Genomic DNA, 16,439 nt, shown 5'->3' on the forward strand with positions numbered 1-16,439 from the left:
GGGATTCCGGAAAATTCGGTCGCCAATGCCCGCGGCTGAAAGCCGTTGTCCTGCCGTCCGGCCAAATGCGCCGGACGGAACTGACTGGGCAATATGCGACACGTCGCTCTCCGGTCGAATTATCCTCGTGCCATGCGCGCCTCGCGGCCGCCGCGCCGGCGTCCGCCATTGTTGGCGGCAGCTTCGCCAGGGGCGTTGACGGCAACAGGGGCGGGGGCGGCATGCTCGCCCGGCTTGTAGTCCTTGTAGGTCTTGATCCAGGTGGTGCAGTTCTCGTCGGTGCCGTTCAGCACGTTGGCGCCGCGCACCGCTTCCATCTCCTGCGGGCGGCAGGGGTTCATGATGGCCGAGGTCATGCCAGCGCCGATCACCATCGGGATGAAGGCGCCGTTGATGCCGTGGCGGTGCGGCAGGCCGAAGGAGATGTTCGAGAGACCGCAGGTGGTGTTGACCTTCAACTCCTCGCGCAGGCGGCGCAGCAGCGCAAACACCTGGCGGCCGGCGTCGCCCAGCGCGCCGATCGGCATCACCAGCGGGTCGACGACCACGTCATGCGCGGGGATGCCATAGTCGGCGGCGCGCTCGACAATCTTCTTGGCGACCGCGAAGCGCACGTCGGGGTCCATCGAGATGCCGGTCTCGTCGTTGGAGATCGCCACCACCGGCACGTTATACTTCTTGACCAGCGGCAGGATGGCTTCGAGCTTCTCTTCCTCGCCGGTGACGGAGTTGACCAGCGGGCGGCCCTTGGCGACCTTCAGCGCCGCCTCGATCGCTCCCGTCACCGAGCTGTCGATCGACAGCGGCAGGTCGACCAGGCCCTGCACGATCTCCAGCGTCTGCACCAGAAGTGCGGGTTCGGTGGCGTTGGGGTCGACGGCGGTAACGCCGGCATTGACGTCCAGCATCGTGGCGCCAGCGGCAGCCTGTTCGAGTGCGTCCTTGATGACCGTCTCGAAATTGCCGGCGACCATCTCGGCGGCCAGTTTCTTGCGGCCGGTCGGGTTGATGCGCTCGCCGATGACGCAAAAGGGCTGGTCGAAGCCGATGATGATTTCCTTGGTCGCCGAGGCGACGATGGTGCGGGTCATGAAGTTCTCCGTTGGGATATAAAGATTTCTTTATATCGTTGACTGTTCTGTTTCAAATGGGGCGGGCAGGGCGCTCAGAGCATCGGACCGAAAAGTGGGTACCGGTTTTCGGAATAATCCGATGCTCATTCTAAGTGCTAGATCGTCCTTTGTGCGTCCGAACGGACGCACGGCGATCTAGTGGGCGGCCTTTTCCACCAACTGTACCGGCTGCTGCGTCGCGTCGTCGTGCAGGATGTGGTCGAGCCGGTCGGCAACCATCTGGTCGTCCGCGCGGACCTCGCGCTTCCAGGGCTTTCGGCCCTTGAGCACGCCCGATTCATGCACCATTTCGGCGACGTATTCTTCCTGGCGATAGGCCATCACATGGATGCCGGAGACGCCGGGGATCTCCTTCACCTCGTTGATGATGTCTATGCAGAGCTGCTTGCCTTCCTTCTTCTGGTCCTGCGCGCCTTCCAGCCGCTTGATGACCGAATCGGGAATGTGGACGCCCGGCACGTTGGAGCGGATCCACTTGGCCGTCTTGGCAGAGGCGAGAGGACCCACGCCGCACAGGACGAAGACCTTCTCGGTAAAGCCGAGGTCGCGCGCACGCTCCATGAAGTCGCGGAACATCGGCACGTCGAAGCAGTACTGCGTCTGCACGAACTGTGCGCCGGCGGCGATCTTCTTGCCGAGATGGATCGGGCGGAAATCGTAGGGCGGCGCAAAAGGGTTCACAGCAGCGCCAAGGAAGACCTGCGGCGGCGTGGTCAGCTTGCGGCCCGACAGGAATTTTCCGTTGTCGCGCATGATGCGGACGGTTTCGAGCAGCGACATGGAGTCGAGGTCGAACACCGGCTTGGCGCCGGGCTGGTCGCCGGCCTGCACGCCGTCACCGGTGAGGCAGAGGATGTTGGCCACGCCCATGGCGGCCGCGCCCAGCACGTCGCCCTGGATGGCGATGCGGTTCTTGTCGCGGCAGGCGATCTGCATGATCGGCGCATAGCCCATGCGCGTCAGCAGCGCGCAGATGCCGACCGAGGACATGTGGCAGTTGGCGCCCGAGGCGTCGACCGCATTGATGCCGTCGACCCAGCCGTCGAAGATCGCGGCGCGTTCGTAGACGTCCTGCGGGTTGGCGCTGTCGGGCGGGTTGAGCTCGGTGGTCACGGCAAACTCGCCGCGCCGCAGCACGCGCTCGAGGCGTCCGCGTGAGGAGTGGCCGGGCAGCGGGTCCAGCGGCAGGTCGATGCCTGCCGGGTTTTCATCTGGATGGGGAGGACGCGGCGTGGCCATGTTCATGCGGGTTCCTTATTGGCGGCCTCGCGCGCGGCGGCGGCCTGCGCGGTCACGCGCAGCCAGGCCGAAGTTTCGCGCAGCGACTGGTCGACCGGCTTCTGGACGTTGAGGATGGCGTCGCCCTTGGTCATGTTTCGCGAGCCTTCCCAAGCCTTGACCCAGACGCAGGGCATATCGGGCTCAACTTCGCAATTGCCGTTGGCGCGCACGCCGCCGCAAGGACCGTTGCGCAGCTGCTTGGGGCAGTTCATCGGGCAGGACATGCCGGTGGAGGAGAGTACGCACTGGCCGCACATGCGGCAGTCGAACATCAGGCCCTTCACGCGCTTCTCGACGAACTTCACCGGTGCCTCGACGCGGGCATAGCCGATGCCCCTCCACAGTGGATGCAGCATCAGGAACGCATCCGCGAAACGGGCATAGAACCATTCGAGCAAGCGCGAATGGCGGATCGACCACAGGCGGATGCTGTATTTGCGCTGCACGCGTCGCTGTGGCGACACGTCGGCCGGCTTGTAGTCGCTTTTCGGCGCAGCCTGTTTGACCAGGGTGGCCTGGGTGACGATCGGCTTTGTCTCAGACATTTTCTTTTCCGCCCGCCTTGACCAAAGCGACCAGCCGCTCGCGGGTGAATTCGGTGTCGAGCGCGGCCGCGGCCTTGTCGGCCTCGGCTTCGAGGTCATCGCTCACCGGCACCGGGTCGGCCTTGCGCCACTCGGCCAGATAGGCGTCGGTGTCGCCGGCGCCAGTGCGCATGGCGCACATGTCGATCGCCTCGGTGAAGCGCAGCGGCAGTTCGCGCTTGGCGTTCTGCCGGCCCTTCTTGACGATGACCTGGGCGGGGATGTCGCGCCAGTAAACGATGATCAGATCGGCCATTTATGTTTCACTCCCAGTTGACCGAGCATTGCCGCAACCGTTGTGGCGCCGCTTGTTATGGGGCGACGCGCGCGCCTTCAAAAGCGACGTAGGGCCATGTCGCAAACAGGAATGACGATGAAGGTTTCAGGCGAATGCAAATGCCGGACCCAAAGGACCTGCCAAACGCCGCGGCGACGGCACGATGTCTTGTCGTTCAGCGGCGCAGTTCGAGGATGTCGAGCTTGGATTCGTAGCGCGGTGCGGGGAATTCGATGCGCCACTCGTTCGGTCCGGTTCTGAAGGCATAACCCGCTTGGTCGCTGTCCGGGCCGGAGGGATAGCGCTTCGGCTTTTCGCCGCCGACATGAAGCGCACCGAGATAGGTGAGGCGTGTGTCGCTGTCGGTGAAGAAGCGACCGCTGGTGCGTTGCGAGCCGGACAATTTTTCCAGATGCCAGCCGGAGCCGTCGTCGGCGACCCGGCATTTGAACCAGCCGTAGACGACCAGCGGTACAGGCCCGCCCACCTTGATCGTGCGGCATTGCCAATTGCCGGTCATGTCGAAATCGCCGAACGCGATCGGTTTCTTGGCAAGCAGTGCATCCAGGGTTGCGACATCTCCGGTGCCGCCGCCTTTGCGCGCCTCGTCGAGCGCTGCTTTGCGGGTGGCATCATACTGTCCGAGGCGGGCGCGATCGGCTGGGGTGATCAGGCTTTCGATTTCGCCGGTTGCCAGCGCCTGGGAGGCGGGCAGGACGAGCATCAGCGCAAGGAGTGCTTTGCGGATCGTCACGGTCAATTCCCCCTCGTTTCGAACGGAGCCGGCTATTGCGGCAGCGCGTTCATGGTCAGCCGGCCTTTTTCGCAGTCGCCTTGGCCAGTGAGGCGGTCAGGTCGCCATAGCCGGTGAAGCGTCGCTCATAGGCAAGCCCCAGCAGCTTTGCGGCATCCTCGGCCACCTTGTCGAGCGCCGGATCGTTCGTTTGCGCCAGGTAGACGACCTTCTGGTAGTGGCCGAAATAGTCGCGGATCAGTTCCGGATGCCGGTCGAGCCCGAGCGGCTTGATGAAGAAGGCGTCGAACTGCCGGCACAGGAAGTCGGTCATGTAGAAGGACAGCATGTCGCCGTCGGCGATCGCCTCGAAGGCCTGCATGCCCTGGTAGAAGGCGAAGCAGTGCGGGCCGGCCATGCGCTCGACGCCGTGCTTTTCGCACACGCCATCGAGCATGCCGCCGGTGCCGCAATCGGCATAGCCGACGAAGATCCGGTCATAGCCTTCGGCCTTGGCTTTCACGATGGCCTTGTCCAGCGCTGGCGGAATCCGGTCGGGATAATAGTGGAACTCAGCCGGCAGGCAGGTGAGGTCGAGATGGTCCAGCCCAAGCTGCTCCTTAACCGCCAGAACCTCGCGTGCAATCATGCCACAGCCGATGACCAAAAGCCGGTCCGGTTTGCCTTGGAGCGTGTTCGTTGCGGTTTCCATGAAACTGTGGGTCTTTCGCCCTTGCACGTATATCCCGTTTATCTAATAGAGGCCCGGGCGATTTGCAGCTAAGAGGGAGATACCGTCCATGAAACTTTCGCGCTTCGCGTCGCTTGCCGCCATTCTGGTCTGCGCACTGGCGATCTCGGCCTGTGCCAATACGATCCGCGGTGTCGGCAAAGACGTCAAGTCTACCGCGCGGGCCGTCGAGCAGGCGGTTACGAACTAGGGACGGTTGAGGGGCGGGGGCCCATCCGGTCTGCTGCCGGAAAGAACAAGGCCGCGCAGAGCGCGGCCTTTTTTATTGCTTAGGCAGAAGCGCGGACGTTGTGCCGGCGCTTCATGAAGTCCTTGGCGGTTTCGACCGCCACCGCCGCGTCGCGGCAGTAGGCGTCGGCGCCAACGGCCTTGCCAAATTCCTCGTTGAGCGGCGCGCCGCCGACCAGCACGACGTAGTCTTCGCGGATGCCCTTTTCCTTCATGGTGTCGATGACGACCTTCATGTAGGGCATGGTGGTGGTGAGCAGCGCGGACATGCCGATGATGTCGGGCTGGTGCTCTTCGATGGCAGCCAGGTAGTTCTCGACCGGGTTGTTGATACCGAGGTCGACGACGTCGAAGCCGGCGCCTTCCATCATCATGCCGACGAGGTTCTTGCCGATGTCGTGGATGTCGCCCTTGACGGTGCCGATCACCAGCTTGCCCTGCTTCGGCGCGCCGGTGGCGGCCAGCAGCGGGCGCAGGATGGACATGCCGGCCTTCATGGCGTTGGCCGAGAGCAGCACTTCCGGCACGAACAGGATGCCATCGCGGAAATCTTCGCCGACGATGCGCATGCCTTCGACCAGCGCCTCGGTCAGCACCGCATAGGGGACCCAGCCGCGTTCGAGCAGGATGTTGGTGCCTTCCTCGATCTCCTCCTTGAGGCCATCGTAAAGGTCGTCGTGCATCTGCTGTACGAGTTCTTCGTCGGAAAGCTCGGACAGGATGATCTCGTCGTCGGACATTTTAATCGGCTCCTCGTGGCCGCCGGCGGCACTTTACGCACGGCGCGCAATTTCACTCCAATACCTATTACGCAAAGGGCATTTCGCCATAGCTGATTTGCGACTTCCGGCAAAAGGAAAGCGACTGGAAATTTATAGCTTTGGTTGTCGATTTTGAGACAGGTCTTGGCGCTTGCGGGCCGTTTCGATAAGGGTGCATGACTACGATCCGGACAGGGGTGCGAACATGGCGCCCGATGTCTGATTTCTAAGGATGACTTCGATGGAAGATAATCTCTTGTCCGAGCAGGAAGGCTCCGGCACGCGACGCGGCCGTGGCGCCGGTGGCGGTGCTGCAGCGCGGCGCGCGGCGCGTTCTGGCGGCGGCCCCGGCGTGCAGCAGACCTATATCAACCGCAAGATCAAGGTCTACGACGTTCTCGACGAGGAAGGCCTGGCGCTGATCGAGAAGAACGCCGAGATCGTGCTGGAAGAAGTCGGCATCGAGTTCCGCGACGACGCCGAAGCGCTGGCGCTGTGGAAGCAAGCCGGCGCCGACGTGAAGGGCGAGCGCGTGCATTTCCCCAAGGGGCTCTGCCGCTCGCTGCTCAAGACAGCGCCGTCAATCTACACGCAGCACGCCCGCAACGCCGCCCGCTCGGTTCAGATCGGCGGCAATGCCACCGTGTTCGCGCCGGTCTACGGCCCGCCCTTCGTGCGCGACCTCGACGGCAACCGCCGCTACGCGACGATCGAGGATTTCAACAATTTCGTGAAGCTCGCCTATATGGCGCCGTCGATCCATCATTCGGGCGGCACGGTTTGCGAGCCGGTGGATGTTCCGGTCAACAAGCGCCATCTCGACATGATCTATGCGCATATGCGCTATTCCGACAAGCCGTTCATGGGCTCGGTGACCGCGCCCGAGCGCGCGGAAGACACGATCGCGATGTGCAAGATTCTCTTCGGCGAAAAGTTCGTCGATGAGAACACGGTGCTCACCAGCCTCATCAACGCCAACTCGCCGATGGTTTTTGACGAGACCATGCTTGGCGCGCTGAAGGTTTATGCCCGCAATAACCAGGCCTGCATCGTCACGCCGTTCATTCTCGCCGGCGCGATGAGCCCGGTGACTGTGGCCGGCACGCTGACCCAGGTTCTGGCCGAAGTGCTGGCCGGCGCTTCCTTCACCCAGCTGATCCGTCCCGGCGCGCCGGTGATCTTCGGCACCTTCGCCTCGTCGATCTCTATGCAATCGGGCGCGCCGACCTTCGGCACGCCTGAGCCGTCGCTGGTGTCCTATGGCGCAGCCCAGCTTGCCCGCCGTCTCGGCCTGCCGTTCCGTACCGGCGGCTCGCTCTGCGCCTCCAAGGTTCCGGATGCGCAGGCTGCCTATGAAAGCGCCAACACGCTGAACTCCACGGTGCTGGCCGGCACGAACTTCGTGCTTCACGCCGCCGGCTGGCTCGAAGGCGGTCTCGCCTCCTGCTACGAGAAGTTCATGATGGACATCGACCAGCTCGGCATGCAGCAGAAGTTCTGCGAAGGCGTCGACCTGTCGGAGAACGGCCAGGCCATGGACGCCATCCGCCAGGTTGGTCCGGGCAGCCATTATCTCGGCTGCGATCACACGCAGGCCAATTTCCAGAGCGCCTTCTACCGCTCGTCGATTGCCGACAATAATTCCTACGAGCAGTGGCTGGCCGAAGGGCAGAAGTCGGCACCGCAGCGCGCCAACGAACTCGCCCGCCGCTGGCTGGAGAGCTACGAGGCGCCGCATCTGGACGAAGGCATTGACGAGGCGCTGAAGGACTTCATCGCCAAGAGGAAGGAGTCGATGCCCGACGCCTTCACTTGAAGAGAGCCCGATTCTGGCCGGGCTAAAGTGGCCAACATTATTCACAAGGAAGTCTGGCGGACGGCGTTTTCCGATCCGGCCCGGAAGGGGTGAGGCTTGTCACCCCGCTTCCTTGAAGACATTTCCGCCGCGCTGGCTGAGCATGGTCTCATCCCGCGCGGCGGTTTCGTTTTTGGTGCCGGCGAGGAAGCTCCGCCCGGACGGTCAGGCTGGCCGGCCAGCTCAGTGCTGCTTGTGGGGCAGGCGGGCGCCGCGCCCTGGCCGCACTTTTCGCGTTGGCGGGAACGCCAGCCTGCAGACCTGAAAGATCCGCTCGATACCTGGTCACGCGTGGTGATCGGGCAGGCGGGGCAAAAGTTCGGGGCGCGGGCGGTGTCGCCATCGGACCGGCCGTGGCTGCCTTTCCAGCAATGGGCGATGCGAGCGGAGGGTCTAAAGCCGTCGCCGCTCGGCATTCTCATGCATCCGGAGTACGGCCTCTGGCACGCCTATCGTGGGGCGCTGCTTTTCGAGATCGAGATTCCGATTCAAGAACCTCGCAAAGTGAGTCACCTTTGCGATGCATGTGTCGGAAAACCCTGCATGAAATCCTGTCCGGTCGATGCCTATTCGCCGGGCGGATTTGCCTATGAGGCGTGCCTTGCGCATGTTCGTGGCGCGAATGGCGAGCCTTGCCGGACTGGCGGCTGCCTCGACCGAAATGCTTGCCCGGCAGGTGCAGAATATCGCTATCCGGCGGACGTGCAGGCCTTTCACATGGCGAGTTTTGCCAGCCCCGTGCGCTGATCGCGTAGGCGGCGGTCTGACGCCCGCCGAACTCTGTCTCATCGCGTTCGCACAAACTTGATCGCTGATCGATTGGGTTGACGCAAAGCTATCGGGAGAGTTATCTGCGAGTCATCAGATGATTTGATCTTTTTGCCATGCAGCCAGCAACCCGAACCAACCTTGCCGACAGCGCCGCCGCAAGCGTTCGCGCCGAGATCGTCAGCGGACGCTGGGCGGTCGGCGAGCGGATTCCCAACGAGGCGACCCTCAGCGAGATGCTGTCGGTCAGCCGCGGCACAGTGCGCGAGGCAGTGCGCGCGCTGGTCTCGCAAGGCTTGCTGGAAACCCGGCAGGGCTCGGGCACCTATGTGCGCTCGGCCGTCGACCCCAGCGCAGCCCTCGACCGCGTCAAGCGCGCCGGCCTGCGCGACCAGTGGGAGGCACGTACCGCGCTCGATGCCGAGGCTGCGCGCCTCGCGGCCATCCGCCACGCGCCGGCCGATCTCGAAAAGCTGCGCAGGCTGCTTGCCGCGCGCGGCACGGCCGCCGATGCCGACCGCGAAGCCTTCGTCCGCCGCGACATCGCGTTCCATAGGGCGATCGTCGAGGTTTCCGGCAACCGCGCGATGATGGAGCTCTACGACTTCTTCACCGGAGCAATCGCCGAGACGATTGATTCCACCCTTGCAGGCCAATTGCCCGAGCCGGATGCCGCCGCCCACGCGGCCGTCGTCGAAGGCATCGCATCCGGTGATCCGGAGCGGGCTGCCGCTACCGTCCGCGCCTTCATGGCGCCCGTCCTCCACGAACTCGATCGGCTTCTTTCGCAATGAACCAGAATATTTCCAGCCGGGACGACCGGCAGGCCCGGCACGCCGCCATCAACGCGCTCGACGAGCAACTGATCGACGCGGAGGAAGACAGTCTTCCCAAGCCGCAACCGCCGGTTATGCGCAGCCCGGGTGCGCGCTTCGTGCTCGGCGCCAGCCTCGTTCTGATTGCCTTCAATCTGCGCCCGTTGTTTTCCAGCCTTTCGGTGCTGCTGCCGGAAGTGATGCAGGAGGCCGAGCTTTCCACCACGTGGGCCAGCTTGCTGACGACGCTGCCTGTGCTTTGCCTCGGCGTTTTCGCGCCGCTCGCACCCAAGCTTGCGCAGCGTTTTGGGGCCGAGCGCACACTGCTCGGCGCGCTGCTTCTGCTGGCGCTGGGCACAGCGCTGCGCGGCCTGGAGTCGGTGCCGCTGCTGTTCTTCGCCACCTTCCTTGCCGGCGGGGCGATCGCCATCGGCAATGTGTTGCTGCCCGGCCTGGTGAAGCGCGATTTCCCCGATCGGGCGGCGATGATGACCGGGCTCTACACCATGGCGCTCTGCGCGGGCTCGGCGGGAGCCGCAGGCCTCACCTTGCCGATCGAGCATCTGCTGACCGGCTCCTGGTCGGGCGCGCTCGCTGCCTGGGCCGTGCCGGCCGTCATCGTGGCGCTGATCTGGACGCCGCAGGCGCTGGGCAGCCGGCGGACGGTCAGCCACAGCGGCTTCCGCGTCACCGGCCTGTGGCGCGATCGCCTTGCCTGGCAGGTCACGCTGTTCATGGGCCTGCAGTCGGCGCTGGCCTACTGCGTCTTCGGCTGGCTGGCCCCCATCCTGCGCGAGCGCGGCTTCGATGCGACCACCGCCGGCGCGCTGGTTTCACTTTCGGTCATGGCGCAGGTGGTCACCTGCCTTGCGGTGCCGTCCTTCGCGGTGCGGCAGAGAAACCAGCGCGCGGTGAATGTCGGGCTGGTGGTCATGGCCGTCATCGCCTTGTTCGGCATTCTCTTTGCGCCCACCTCGACCATCGTGTTCTGGGCGATCCTGCAGGGCGTCGGGCAGGGCGGGCTGATTGCGGCGGCGATGACGCTGATCGTGCTGCGCTCGCCGGATTCGCATATCGCCGCGCATCTGTCGGGCATGGCGCAAGGCGTCGGCTATGTGCTGGCGGCCATCGGACCGCTGCTGGTCGGGCTTATTCGCGGCTGGACCGGCAGTTTCCAGGCGACCGCGGTACTGTTCGTCGTGCTTGGCGTCGGCGCCGCCATTGCCGGTCTGGGAGCCGGCCGTGCGCTGCATGTGAGCGCAAGGACCGTGCGGATCGACGACTGACGGGCCTTGGCGATTGCCGCCGGATTTCCAATATTTTGGGAATGAGCAAGTCGGCCCAACCCTTGCCGACGGCCTTCGCGCGGGTATCTATCGCGCCAGGAACAGCAGGAGAGGGATCGACGGTGGCAAAGAAGGACATTGAGATCAGGACCAAGGACGGCGCGGCTCGAGCCGGCCTGTTCGGCGCGGGCGCAAAGGCCGGCGTGATCCTCTACATGGACGCCTTCGGGCCGCGTCCCGCCCTCGACGGCATGGCCGAGCGTCTGGCGGGCGAAGGCTATGCCGTGCTGGTGCCCGATCTTTTCTACCGTCATGCGCCTTATGGTCCGTTCGATGCCGCGACCGCCTTCGAAAATGAAGACAGCAAGAAGGCGTTGATGGCGATCCTAGGGAGCACGACGCAAGAAATGACCATCCGCGACAGCGGTGCGTTCATCGAAGCGCTCGTTTCCGAGGGCGTCACCGGTTCGGTCGGCGTCGTCGGCTACTGCATGGGCGGCGCGCGGGCGCTCAATGCGGCTGCCAGCTACCCCGACAAAATCAAGGCCGCGGCCTCCCTGCATGGGGGCAATCTCGCCAGCGACGCGCCCGACAGCCCATACAGGCGCGCGGTCGAGATCAAGGCACGGGTCTATGTCGGCACCGCCGGCGTCGACCGCAGCTTTCCGCCGGAACAGTCGGCGCGGCTTGCCGAAGCGCTGCGTGCGGCCGAAGTCGATCACATCATCGAAAACTATGTCGGCATGGCGCACGGCTGGTGCGTGCCCGACCATGGCGCCTACAACAAGGCCGGCGCCGAGCGTCATTGGAAGCGTCTCATCGAGTTCTTCTCGGAGGCGCTGCGCTGAGATGACGGACCTGGCGGACCCTTTCGATCTTGTCCGCTTCGTCAGCGCCCAGGACCCTGTCATCGCCGAGGTCTGCGCCGAACTGAAGAACGGCCGCAAGACGAGCCACTGGATGTGGTTCGTCTTTCCCCAGATCGCGGGCCTTGGCATGAGCGCCATGTCGCAACGCTATGCGATCGGGTCGCTGGGCGAGGCACGGGCCTATCTGGAGCATCCGGTGTTGGGCACACGTCTGCGGCTATGCGTAAGCCTTCTTCTCGAGGTCGAGGGGCGTTCGGCGCATGAGATCTTCGGCAGTCCCGATGACCGCAAGCTGCGGTCCTCGCTGACGCTTTTCGAGCAGGCAGCCCCAGAGGATCCGATTTTCCGCCAGGCGCTCGACCGATATTTCGGCGGCGCAGCCGATCAGGCCACGCTCGACCTGTTGCGCTCCTGAGCCCTCTTAAAACTCTAATCAAAGGCAAGTGCCGAAATACACGTTTGGGCAAGGCGTGCCTGATATCGGACACGCCACAGCAGATCGGGGGTAGGCATGAACGTTGGGGGAGTCGCGAGCTTGGGTCTGGGCCGTCCCGCTGGAACTGAAGCATCGCAGGGCGCTTCGTTGCACGGAGCCGCCGAGACGGCGCGGATTCGACAGGATGTCGCCGCCGCGCGCGATGTTGCCCGCTCGGCCCTCACCAATGAACGCTTCCGGCTCATGCTCGAGCAGATCGTCACCCCGGCATTGTCGGACGTCCTCATTCAGATGAAGAATGACGGCAGCCAGACGGATCTCCGCACTGCCCAGCAGAGCTACAGCGACGTCAGTTCTACCTGAGGCAACCAATCCCGACCGCGTTTCAGCGACCAGCGAAACGCTTCCTTGCAGACGGCGCCGATGAACTCATCGCGCGCCGTTTTTGCTTTTTCATCCTGACGACAGTTTTTCCCGGCCCGGGGGCGTGCGGGTCGACGGGGGCTGTCCCCCGTTTGCCTACACTTTCATCAGTGCCCCAAGGCGCCGCGATGTTGCTCTCGCCGGGGGCAGGTGAAGCCATGCGAGATCTTCAGAGAGCGATGAACGTAATGCCGATGCCGTCAATCTTGCAAAAATTTTCGTCGTGAAATCAGAGCCTTGCTCTCCGTTCGATATGTCTCTCGTGCGATATATCTTGCAAAAGATATATCGTTGAATAGATATATCGCATCAGAAACGAAACCCATGAGAGGTACTCGTATGTTCATGCATGCAAAAATGAAAAACTGCGGCGGCGACTGGTTCATGTCGGGCGCGGAAGGCGGCAGGGGCGGCGGACGCTTCGGCCGCGGAGGAGGCGGGCGCTTTGGCCGTCACCATGGCGGCCCGTTTGGCGGGCGTGGCCCCCGAATGTTCGATCCCGGCGCGCTGCGGCTCGTCGTGCTCGGCCTGATCGCTGAGGAGCCGCGCCACGGCTACGACATCATCAAGGCGCTGGAAGCCAAGTTCCAGGGCGCCTACAGCCCGAGCCCCGGCGCGATCTACCCGATGCTGCAGATGCTGGAGGAAGCCGATCTCGTCTCCTCGCAGACGGAGGGCAACAAGCGGCTGTATTCGATCACCGAAGAGGGCAAGGCCTATCTCGCCGATCACGCCGAGGAGCTGGCGCGCATCAATGCCCAGCTTGACGAGGCTTCGGCCGAGATGGGCGGGGCGGCGCTGGGCGACGAGTTCCGCGCGCTGCGCCGGGCGGTCGTCATGCGGCTGCGCGAGGGCTCGCTGTCGCCCGAGCAGGCCGAAAAGGCCGTGCAGATCCTGAAGAAGGCGCGCAACGACTTCGACAAGCTCTAAGCGTTGCTGCTCCGGCAGGATACCTGTCTTGGAATGAAAAAGGCACCGCCGCAGTCAATGCGACGGTGCCTTTTCTTTAAGGTCGGATTACGCCCGCTGTGCGTAATCAGCCGCGGCTGCGGCGGCGCTCGCGGCGTGAGCCGCCTTCGCCTTCGGCAGCGCCGCTCTCGTCAGCCGTTTTGTTGCGCAACGGGCCGATGCGATCCACGATCGTTTCGATCGTCGGGCGCGTGGCTTTGTGGTGGGTGTCCAGCGCCTCGCGCATCGCGGCAAGGTGGGCAAACGAAGTGCCGCAGCAGCCGCCGATGATTTTTGCGCCGCTGTCGACCGCCAGCCGCACATAGTCGGCCATCAACTCGGGCGTGCCGGAATAGTGGATTTCCGTGCCGCGGAATTCGGGGATGCCGCAATTGCCCTTCACGATCACGGTTGCCTCCGGCTTCGCGCCGGTCATGTCGAGCAGCGAGGCGAGGATATCGGACGCGCCGACGCCGCAATTGGCGCCGACTGCGACCGGCGTTTCGCTAAGCCCCTCGGAAACGCCATGAATGTCCTTCGGCGCCAGGCCCATCATCGAGCGGCCGGCGGTGTCGAAGGAGACGGTGTACGTGTAGGGCAGGCCGGCTTCGATTGCTGCCTGCGCCGCCGCGCGCGCCTCGTCGGGCGCCGACATGGTCTCGATCCAGGCGACCTCGGCGCCGCCATCCTTCAGGCCCCTGATCTGCTCGGCAAAGGCCTCGACGGCTTCCTCATAGGTGAGGGCGCCCAACGGCACCAAAAGCTCGCCGGTCGGCCCTACCGAACCGGCAACGATGACCTTGCGGCCGGCCTTGTCGGCAACCGAACGGGCAATCTCGGCGGCGCGCTTGTTGAGCTCGTAGACCCGGTCCTGCGCGTGATGCAGCTTCAGGCGGTGGCGGGTGCCGCCGAAGGAATTGGTGAGGATGATGTCGGCGCCGGCATCGACGAATTTCTGATGCAGCGTCGCGATCTTCTCCGGCGCGGTCTCGTTCCACAGTTCCGGTGCCTCGCCGGCTTCCAATCCCATGCCGAACAGGTTGGTGCCGGTGGCGCCGTCGGCGAGCAGCACGCCCTTTTCCGCCAGGAGTGCGTCGATCGGGTTGGTCATGGAAAGTTGCCTTCAGGTGAGGAGTTGGAGATAAGGATATAAAGAAATCCTTATATCCAGTCAACGCCACTTTGGGCGGCTACGCCAGCGCAAGCTCCGTCTCGGCCAACCGGCGGGCAAAGCCGGCCGACTCATGGGCGTTGATCTCGGCGCTGCGAATAAGGTTGTCGAAATGCCGGGTCAGCGTGCGGATCGGCTGGGTGGCGTTCAGCACCATATACATGTCGCCCACATAGATGGCGGCGCGATAGGGCCCGAAGATGGTGTAGGGCACCGAGTAGCGCAGACGCCCGTCATAGAGGAACAGCCGGAAGGTCGGGTAGAGATCCTCCATGAGATCGGCCATGTGGTGCAGCTGTTCGCGCCGCTCGCGCTCTGGAAATCGGTCCCAGATGCCCATGCCGCGCGCGAAAATCTCAAGCGTGTGCCGAGGCATGCACACTTCCATGTCGGTTTCCGGCCGCCGGCTGTAGTCGATGCGGTATTGCGTCTCGCCGGCCTGGGTCTGTCGGCTTCTGTTGGAGATGTCTGCCTCGTACTCCACGAGCGCGTCCGTGCGCAAAAGGTCGGGAATGCCGGCCGGCACGTAGCGGATCTTGGTGCCCGCCGCCTCGGAATGCCATTTGGCCAGCAAGGTGCGGTCGAAACCGCCGGGGCCTTCCTCGATCTCCAGGCTTTCGCGGATCTCGCCGGTCAGGCCCTCGTCCTGGCTGAGGCCGAGCAGCCAGTCGAGCGAGACCTTGTGCTCGGCGGCGATCGTCATCAGCGTTTCGGCGCGGGGCAGGCGGGTGGCCTCGTCCGAGAGCAACTGGGACAATGCCGAGCGGTCGATGCCGACCGAGGCGGCGAAGGCGGATTGATTCTGGCCCGAGCGCTGCAGAAGCGTCTTCAGCCGCTCGCGAAACACCCCTGAAAGGTCACGTTTGTCCACGCTGCGGCTCCCTGCACGCCAAGTTCCGCGTGCTTCACCTTCATGAACGCACACAACACCGTATTTGTTCCAGAGGATTGTTTACAATTCACAACAACTGCGCATTAAGAAGCCCAAAATCAACACTCTGTTCCCATTGTCGCGTTGAATCTTGACCTGACTACTGACAGCATCCTGTCAGGAGATGCCGATTTGCCGGCAAATCCGGGGAAGTGAGTGGGGCATGGCATACGTGAAGGACATACGGCGAAATTGCGCGCCGACAATCGAGTGGCCGACAGTCGCGCTGATCGCTGCAACATACGGCTCCTGGGCGGGGGCGTCCTACTTCCTCTGGCCGCATTATCCGATACTGACCTTGCTGATCCTCGGCGTCCTGCTTGCGATGCAGTCCTCGCTGATCCACGAGGCTCTGCACGGACACCCGACGCGCAAGGCGTGGGTCAATGAGCTGTTGGTCGGCTTGCCGATCGGGCTGGTCTATCCCTACCGCCGCTTCAAGACGCTGCATCTGCGCCACCACGCGGACGAGAACCTGACCGATCCTTTAGACGATCCGGAAAGCTACTATGAGGCCGTCTGGAAGCATCACACGCTTCCGCGCTTCATGAAGATGCTGCTGACGGCCAACAACACGATGGTCGGGCGCTTCGTGCTCAACCCGCCGCTCGGCACGATCGGCTTCCTGCTGTCCGATGCGCGGCTGATCCTCCAGGGCGACCGTGCCGTGCGCAAGGCATGGCTGCTGCATGCCATCGGCCTTGCCATCGTCATACCGCTGGTGGTGTTCGTCTTTGAGATACCGTTCTGGCTCTACGTGCTGGTGCCGGTCTGGCTTGGCCAGTCGCTGATTTCGGTGCGCACCTTCGCCGAACACCAATGGTCGGAGCGGCCGGACGGTCGCACGGTCATTATCGAGCGGTCGCCGCTGTCCATCCTGTTCCTCAACAACAACCTGCATTTCGTGCACCACCACAGCCCAACGGTTGCCTGGTACAAGCTGCCGACACTGTTCCGCGAGCGCCGCGAGGAATGGATCGCCATGAACCGCGGTTATTTTTTCCCGAACTATTCCGCGCTGCTTCGCCAGTTTGCATTCCGCGCCAAGGAGCCGGTGGTGCATCCGGCGCTGCGCCGTGCGCCCGAGGCGGGCCGCGCCTTTGCGCCGCGCGTGCGTGCCCGCTCGGTCCATGGACTGGGAACCGCGCCGGTGCCGGCCGAGCCGCCGAAGGAATAGTTTTGCTTGTCT

At 63.9% G+C, this 16,439-nt stretch carries 19 protein-coding genes; 10 read left to right on the forward strand and 9 right to left on the reverse strand.

The annotated features are described in order from the left end of the window. Positions 1-119 precede the first annotated feature (119 nt). The 6 genes from C7I85_RS01545 to C7I85_RS01570 form a co-directional block, all read right to left on the reverse strand. Entirely contained in the window at positions 120-1,091 is a 972-nt protein-coding gene (locus tag C7I85_RS01545; RefSeq protein WP_106722189.1) for a methyltetrahydrofolate cobalamin methyltransferase, read from the reverse strand. A gap of 177 nt (positions 1,092-1,268) precedes the next feature. Beyond that, the gene (locus C7I85_RS01550; RefSeq protein WP_181257047.1) at positions 1,269-2,378 is read right to left on the reverse strand and encodes a methylenetetrahydrofolate reductase; all 1,110 of its coding nucleotides are present in this window, start codon (positions 2,376-2,378) and stop codon (positions 1,269-1,271) included. Then, a complete protein-coding gene (locus C7I85_RS01555; protein WP_106722190.1) occupies positions 2,375-2,959 on the reverse strand; it encodes a methylenetetrahydrofolate reductase C-terminal domain-containing protein in 585 nt (194 codons plus the stop codon). The genes C7I85_RS01550 and C7I85_RS01555 overlap by 4 nt, the downstream gene beginning before the upstream one ends. Beyond that, positions 2,952-3,254, reverse strand: coding sequence for a virulence factor (locus tag C7I85_RS01560; protein ID WP_106722191.1), 303 nt, complete (start codon positions 3,252-3,254; stop codon positions 2,952-2,954). The genes C7I85_RS01555 and C7I85_RS01560 overlap by 8 nt, the downstream gene beginning before the upstream one ends. 196 nt (positions 3,255-3,450) lie before the next feature. Beyond that, on the reverse strand, positions 3,451-4,029 hold the full coding sequence (locus C7I85_RS01565; protein WP_106722577.1) for a DUF4893 domain-containing protein: 579 nt from the start codon (positions 4,027-4,029) through the stop codon (positions 3,451-3,453). A gap of 55 nt (positions 4,030-4,084) precedes the next feature. Further along, a complete protein-coding gene (locus C7I85_RS01570; protein WP_106722192.1) occupies positions 4,085-4,720 on the reverse strand; it encodes a DUF1638 domain-containing protein in 636 nt (211 codons plus the stop codon). Between the two features lie 88 nt (positions 4,721-4,808). On the opposite strand from C7I85_RS01570, the gene C7I85_RS01575 reads away from it, so the two are divergent. Then, positions 4,809-4,949 carry an entericidin A/B family lipoprotein gene (locus C7I85_RS01575; RefSeq protein ID WP_106722193.1) on the forward strand — a complete coding sequence of 47 codons (141 nt, stop codon included), beginning with the start codon at positions 4,809-4,811 and terminating at the stop codon, positions 4,947-4,949. Between the two features lie 79 nt (positions 4,950-5,028). Here the strand turns inward: C7I85_RS01575 and C7I85_RS01580 are convergent, their stop codons facing one another. After that, positions 5,029-5,727, reverse strand: a complete 699-nt coding sequence (locus C7I85_RS01580; RefSeq protein ID WP_106722194.1) for a corrinoid protein — start codon at positions 5,725-5,727, stop codon at positions 5,029-5,031. Between the two features lie 262 nt (positions 5,728-5,989). Between C7I85_RS01580 and C7I85_RS01585 the strand changes: the two genes are divergently transcribed. The 8 genes from C7I85_RS01585 to C7I85_RS01620 all read left to right on the forward strand — a co-directional run bounded on the left by C7I85_RS01585 (position 5,990) and on the right by C7I85_RS01620 (position 13,130). Continuing rightward, positions 5,990-7,564 (forward strand): trimethylamine methyltransferase family protein, encoded by a 1,575-nt coding sequence (locus C7I85_RS01585; protein WP_106722578.1) that lies wholly within the window; start codon positions 5,990-5,992, stop codon positions 7,562-7,564. Between the two features lie 96 nt (positions 7,565-7,660). Then, entirely contained in the window at positions 7,661-8,350 is a 690-nt protein-coding gene (locus tag C7I85_RS01590) for a hypothetical protein (RefSeq protein WP_106722195.1), read from the forward strand. Positions 8,351-8,487: 137 nt separating this feature from the next. Further along, on the forward strand, positions 8,488-9,165 hold the full coding sequence (locus tag C7I85_RS01595) for a FadR/GntR family transcriptional regulator (RefSeq protein WP_106722196.1): 678 nt from the start codon (positions 8,488-8,490) through the stop codon (positions 9,163-9,165). Beyond that, on the forward strand, positions 9,162-10,472 hold the full coding sequence (locus C7I85_RS01600) for a CynX/NimT family MFS transporter (protein ID WP_106722197.1): 1,311 nt from the start codon (positions 9,162-9,164) through the stop codon (positions 10,470-10,472). Before C7I85_RS01595 ends, C7I85_RS01600 begins: the two co-directional genes overlap by 4 nt. Positions 10,473-10,594: 122 nt before the next feature. Beyond that, positions 10,595-11,320: a dienelactone hydrolase family protein gene (locus tag C7I85_RS01605; RefSeq protein ID WP_106722198.1), complete on the forward strand. Its 726-nt coding sequence runs from the start codon at positions 10,595-10,597 to the stop codon at positions 11,318-11,320. A 10-nt stretch (positions 11,321-11,330) separates the two neighbouring features. Then, positions 11,331-11,756 (forward strand): DUF1810 domain-containing protein, encoded by a 426-nt coding sequence (locus C7I85_RS01610; RefSeq protein WP_106722579.1) that lies wholly within the window; start codon positions 11,331-11,333, stop codon positions 11,754-11,756. 96 nt (positions 11,757-11,852) lie between these two features. Beyond that, positions 11,853-12,140 carry a hypothetical protein gene (locus C7I85_RS01615; protein ID WP_245444751.1) on the forward strand — a complete coding sequence of 96 codons (288 nt, stop codon included), beginning with the start codon at positions 11,853-11,855 and terminating at the stop codon, positions 12,138-12,140. A 417-nt stretch (positions 12,141-12,557) separates the two neighbouring features. Then, complete coding sequence (locus C7I85_RS01620) at positions 12,558-13,130, forward strand: PadR family transcriptional regulator (RefSeq protein WP_245444753.1); 573 nt, start codon at positions 12,558-12,560, stop codon at positions 13,128-13,130. Between the two features lie 106 nt (positions 13,131-13,236). On the opposite strand, the gene bmt is transcribed toward C7I85_RS01620, so the two are convergent. Both bmt and C7I85_RS01630 read right to left on the reverse strand, forming a co-directional pair. Continuing rightward, positions 13,237-14,259, reverse strand: a complete 1,023-nt coding sequence (gene bmt / locus C7I85_RS01625; RefSeq protein WP_106722200.1) for a betaine--homocysteine S-methyltransferase — start codon at positions 14,257-14,259, stop codon at positions 13,237-13,239. 79 nt (positions 14,260-14,338) lie between these two features. Further along, positions 14,339-15,190, reverse strand: a complete 852-nt coding sequence (locus tag C7I85_RS01630) for a helix-turn-helix domain-containing protein (RefSeq protein ID WP_106722201.1) — start codon at positions 15,188-15,190, stop codon at positions 14,339-14,341. A gap of 223 nt (positions 15,191-15,413) precedes the next feature. On the opposite strand from C7I85_RS01630, the gene C7I85_RS01635 reads away from it, so the two are divergent. Then, the gene (locus tag C7I85_RS01635) at positions 15,414-16,427 is read left to right on the forward strand and encodes a fatty acid desaturase (protein ID WP_106722202.1); all 1,014 of its coding nucleotides are present in this window, start codon (positions 15,414-15,416) and stop codon (positions 16,425-16,427) included. Positions 16,428-16,439: the final 12 nt, after the last annotated feature.

Source organism: Pseudaminobacter soli (ex Li et al. 2025), from assembly GCF_003012705.1.
In the GTDB taxonomy this organism is placed as follows: Bacteria; Pseudomonadota; Alphaproteobacteria; order Rhizobiales; family Rhizobiaceae; genus Pseudaminobacter; species Pseudaminobacter soli.

Bases quoted from the DNA above. Each gene is read 5' to 3' on its own strand.
- C7I85_RS01545 (WP_106722189.1), bottom strand. From the start codon at position 1,091: ATGACCCGCACCATCGTCGCCTCGGCGACCAAGGAAATCATCATCGGC.
- C7I85_RS01550 (WP_181257047.1), bottom strand. From the start codon at position 2,378: ATGAACATGGCCACGCCGCGTCCTCCCCATCCAGATGAAAACCCGGCA.
- C7I85_RS01555 (WP_106722190.1), bottom strand. From the start codon at position 2,959: ATGTCTGAGACAAAGCCGATCGTCACCCAGGCCACCCTGGTCAAACAG.
- C7I85_RS01560 (WP_106722191.1), bottom strand. From the start codon at position 3,254: ATGGCCGATCTGATCATCGTTTACTGGCGCGACATCCCCGCCCAGGTC.
- C7I85_RS01570 (WP_106722192.1), bottom strand. From the start codon at position 4,720: ATGGAAACCGCAACGAACACGCTCCAAGGCAAACCGGACCGGCTTTTG.
- C7I85_RS01575 (WP_106722193.1), top strand. From the start codon at position 4,809: ATGAAACTTTCGCGCTTCGCGTCGCTTGCCGCCATTCTGGTCTGCGCA.
- C7I85_RS01580 (WP_106722194.1), bottom strand. From the start codon at position 5,727: ATGTCCGACGACGAGATCATCCTGTCCGAGCTTTCCGACGAAGAACTC.
- C7I85_RS01585 (WP_106722578.1), top strand. From the start codon at position 5,990: ATGGAAGATAATCTCTTGTCCGAGCAGGAAGGCTCCGGCACGCGACGC.
- C7I85_RS01595 (WP_106722196.1), top strand. From the start codon at position 8,488: ATGCAGCCAGCAACCCGAACCAACCTTGCCGACAGCGCCGCCGCAAGC.
- C7I85_RS01600 (WP_106722197.1), top strand. From the start codon at position 9,162: ATGAACCAGAATATTTCCAGCCGGGACGACCGGCAGGCCCGGCACGCC.
- C7I85_RS01615 (WP_245444751.1), top strand. From the start codon at position 11,853: ATGAACGTTGGGGGAGTCGCGAGCTTGGGTCTGGGCCGTCCCGCTGGA.
- C7I85_RS01620 (WP_245444753.1), top strand. From the start codon at position 12,558: ATGAAAAACTGCGGCGGCGACTGGTTCATGTCGGGCGCGGAAGGCGGC.
- bmt (WP_106722200.1), bottom strand. From the start codon at position 14,259: ATGACCAACCCGATCGACGCACTCCTGGCGGAAAAGGGCGTGCTGCTC.
- C7I85_RS01635 (WP_106722202.1), top strand. From the start codon at position 15,414: ATGGCATACGTGAAGGACATACGGCGAAATTGCGCGCCGACAATCGAG.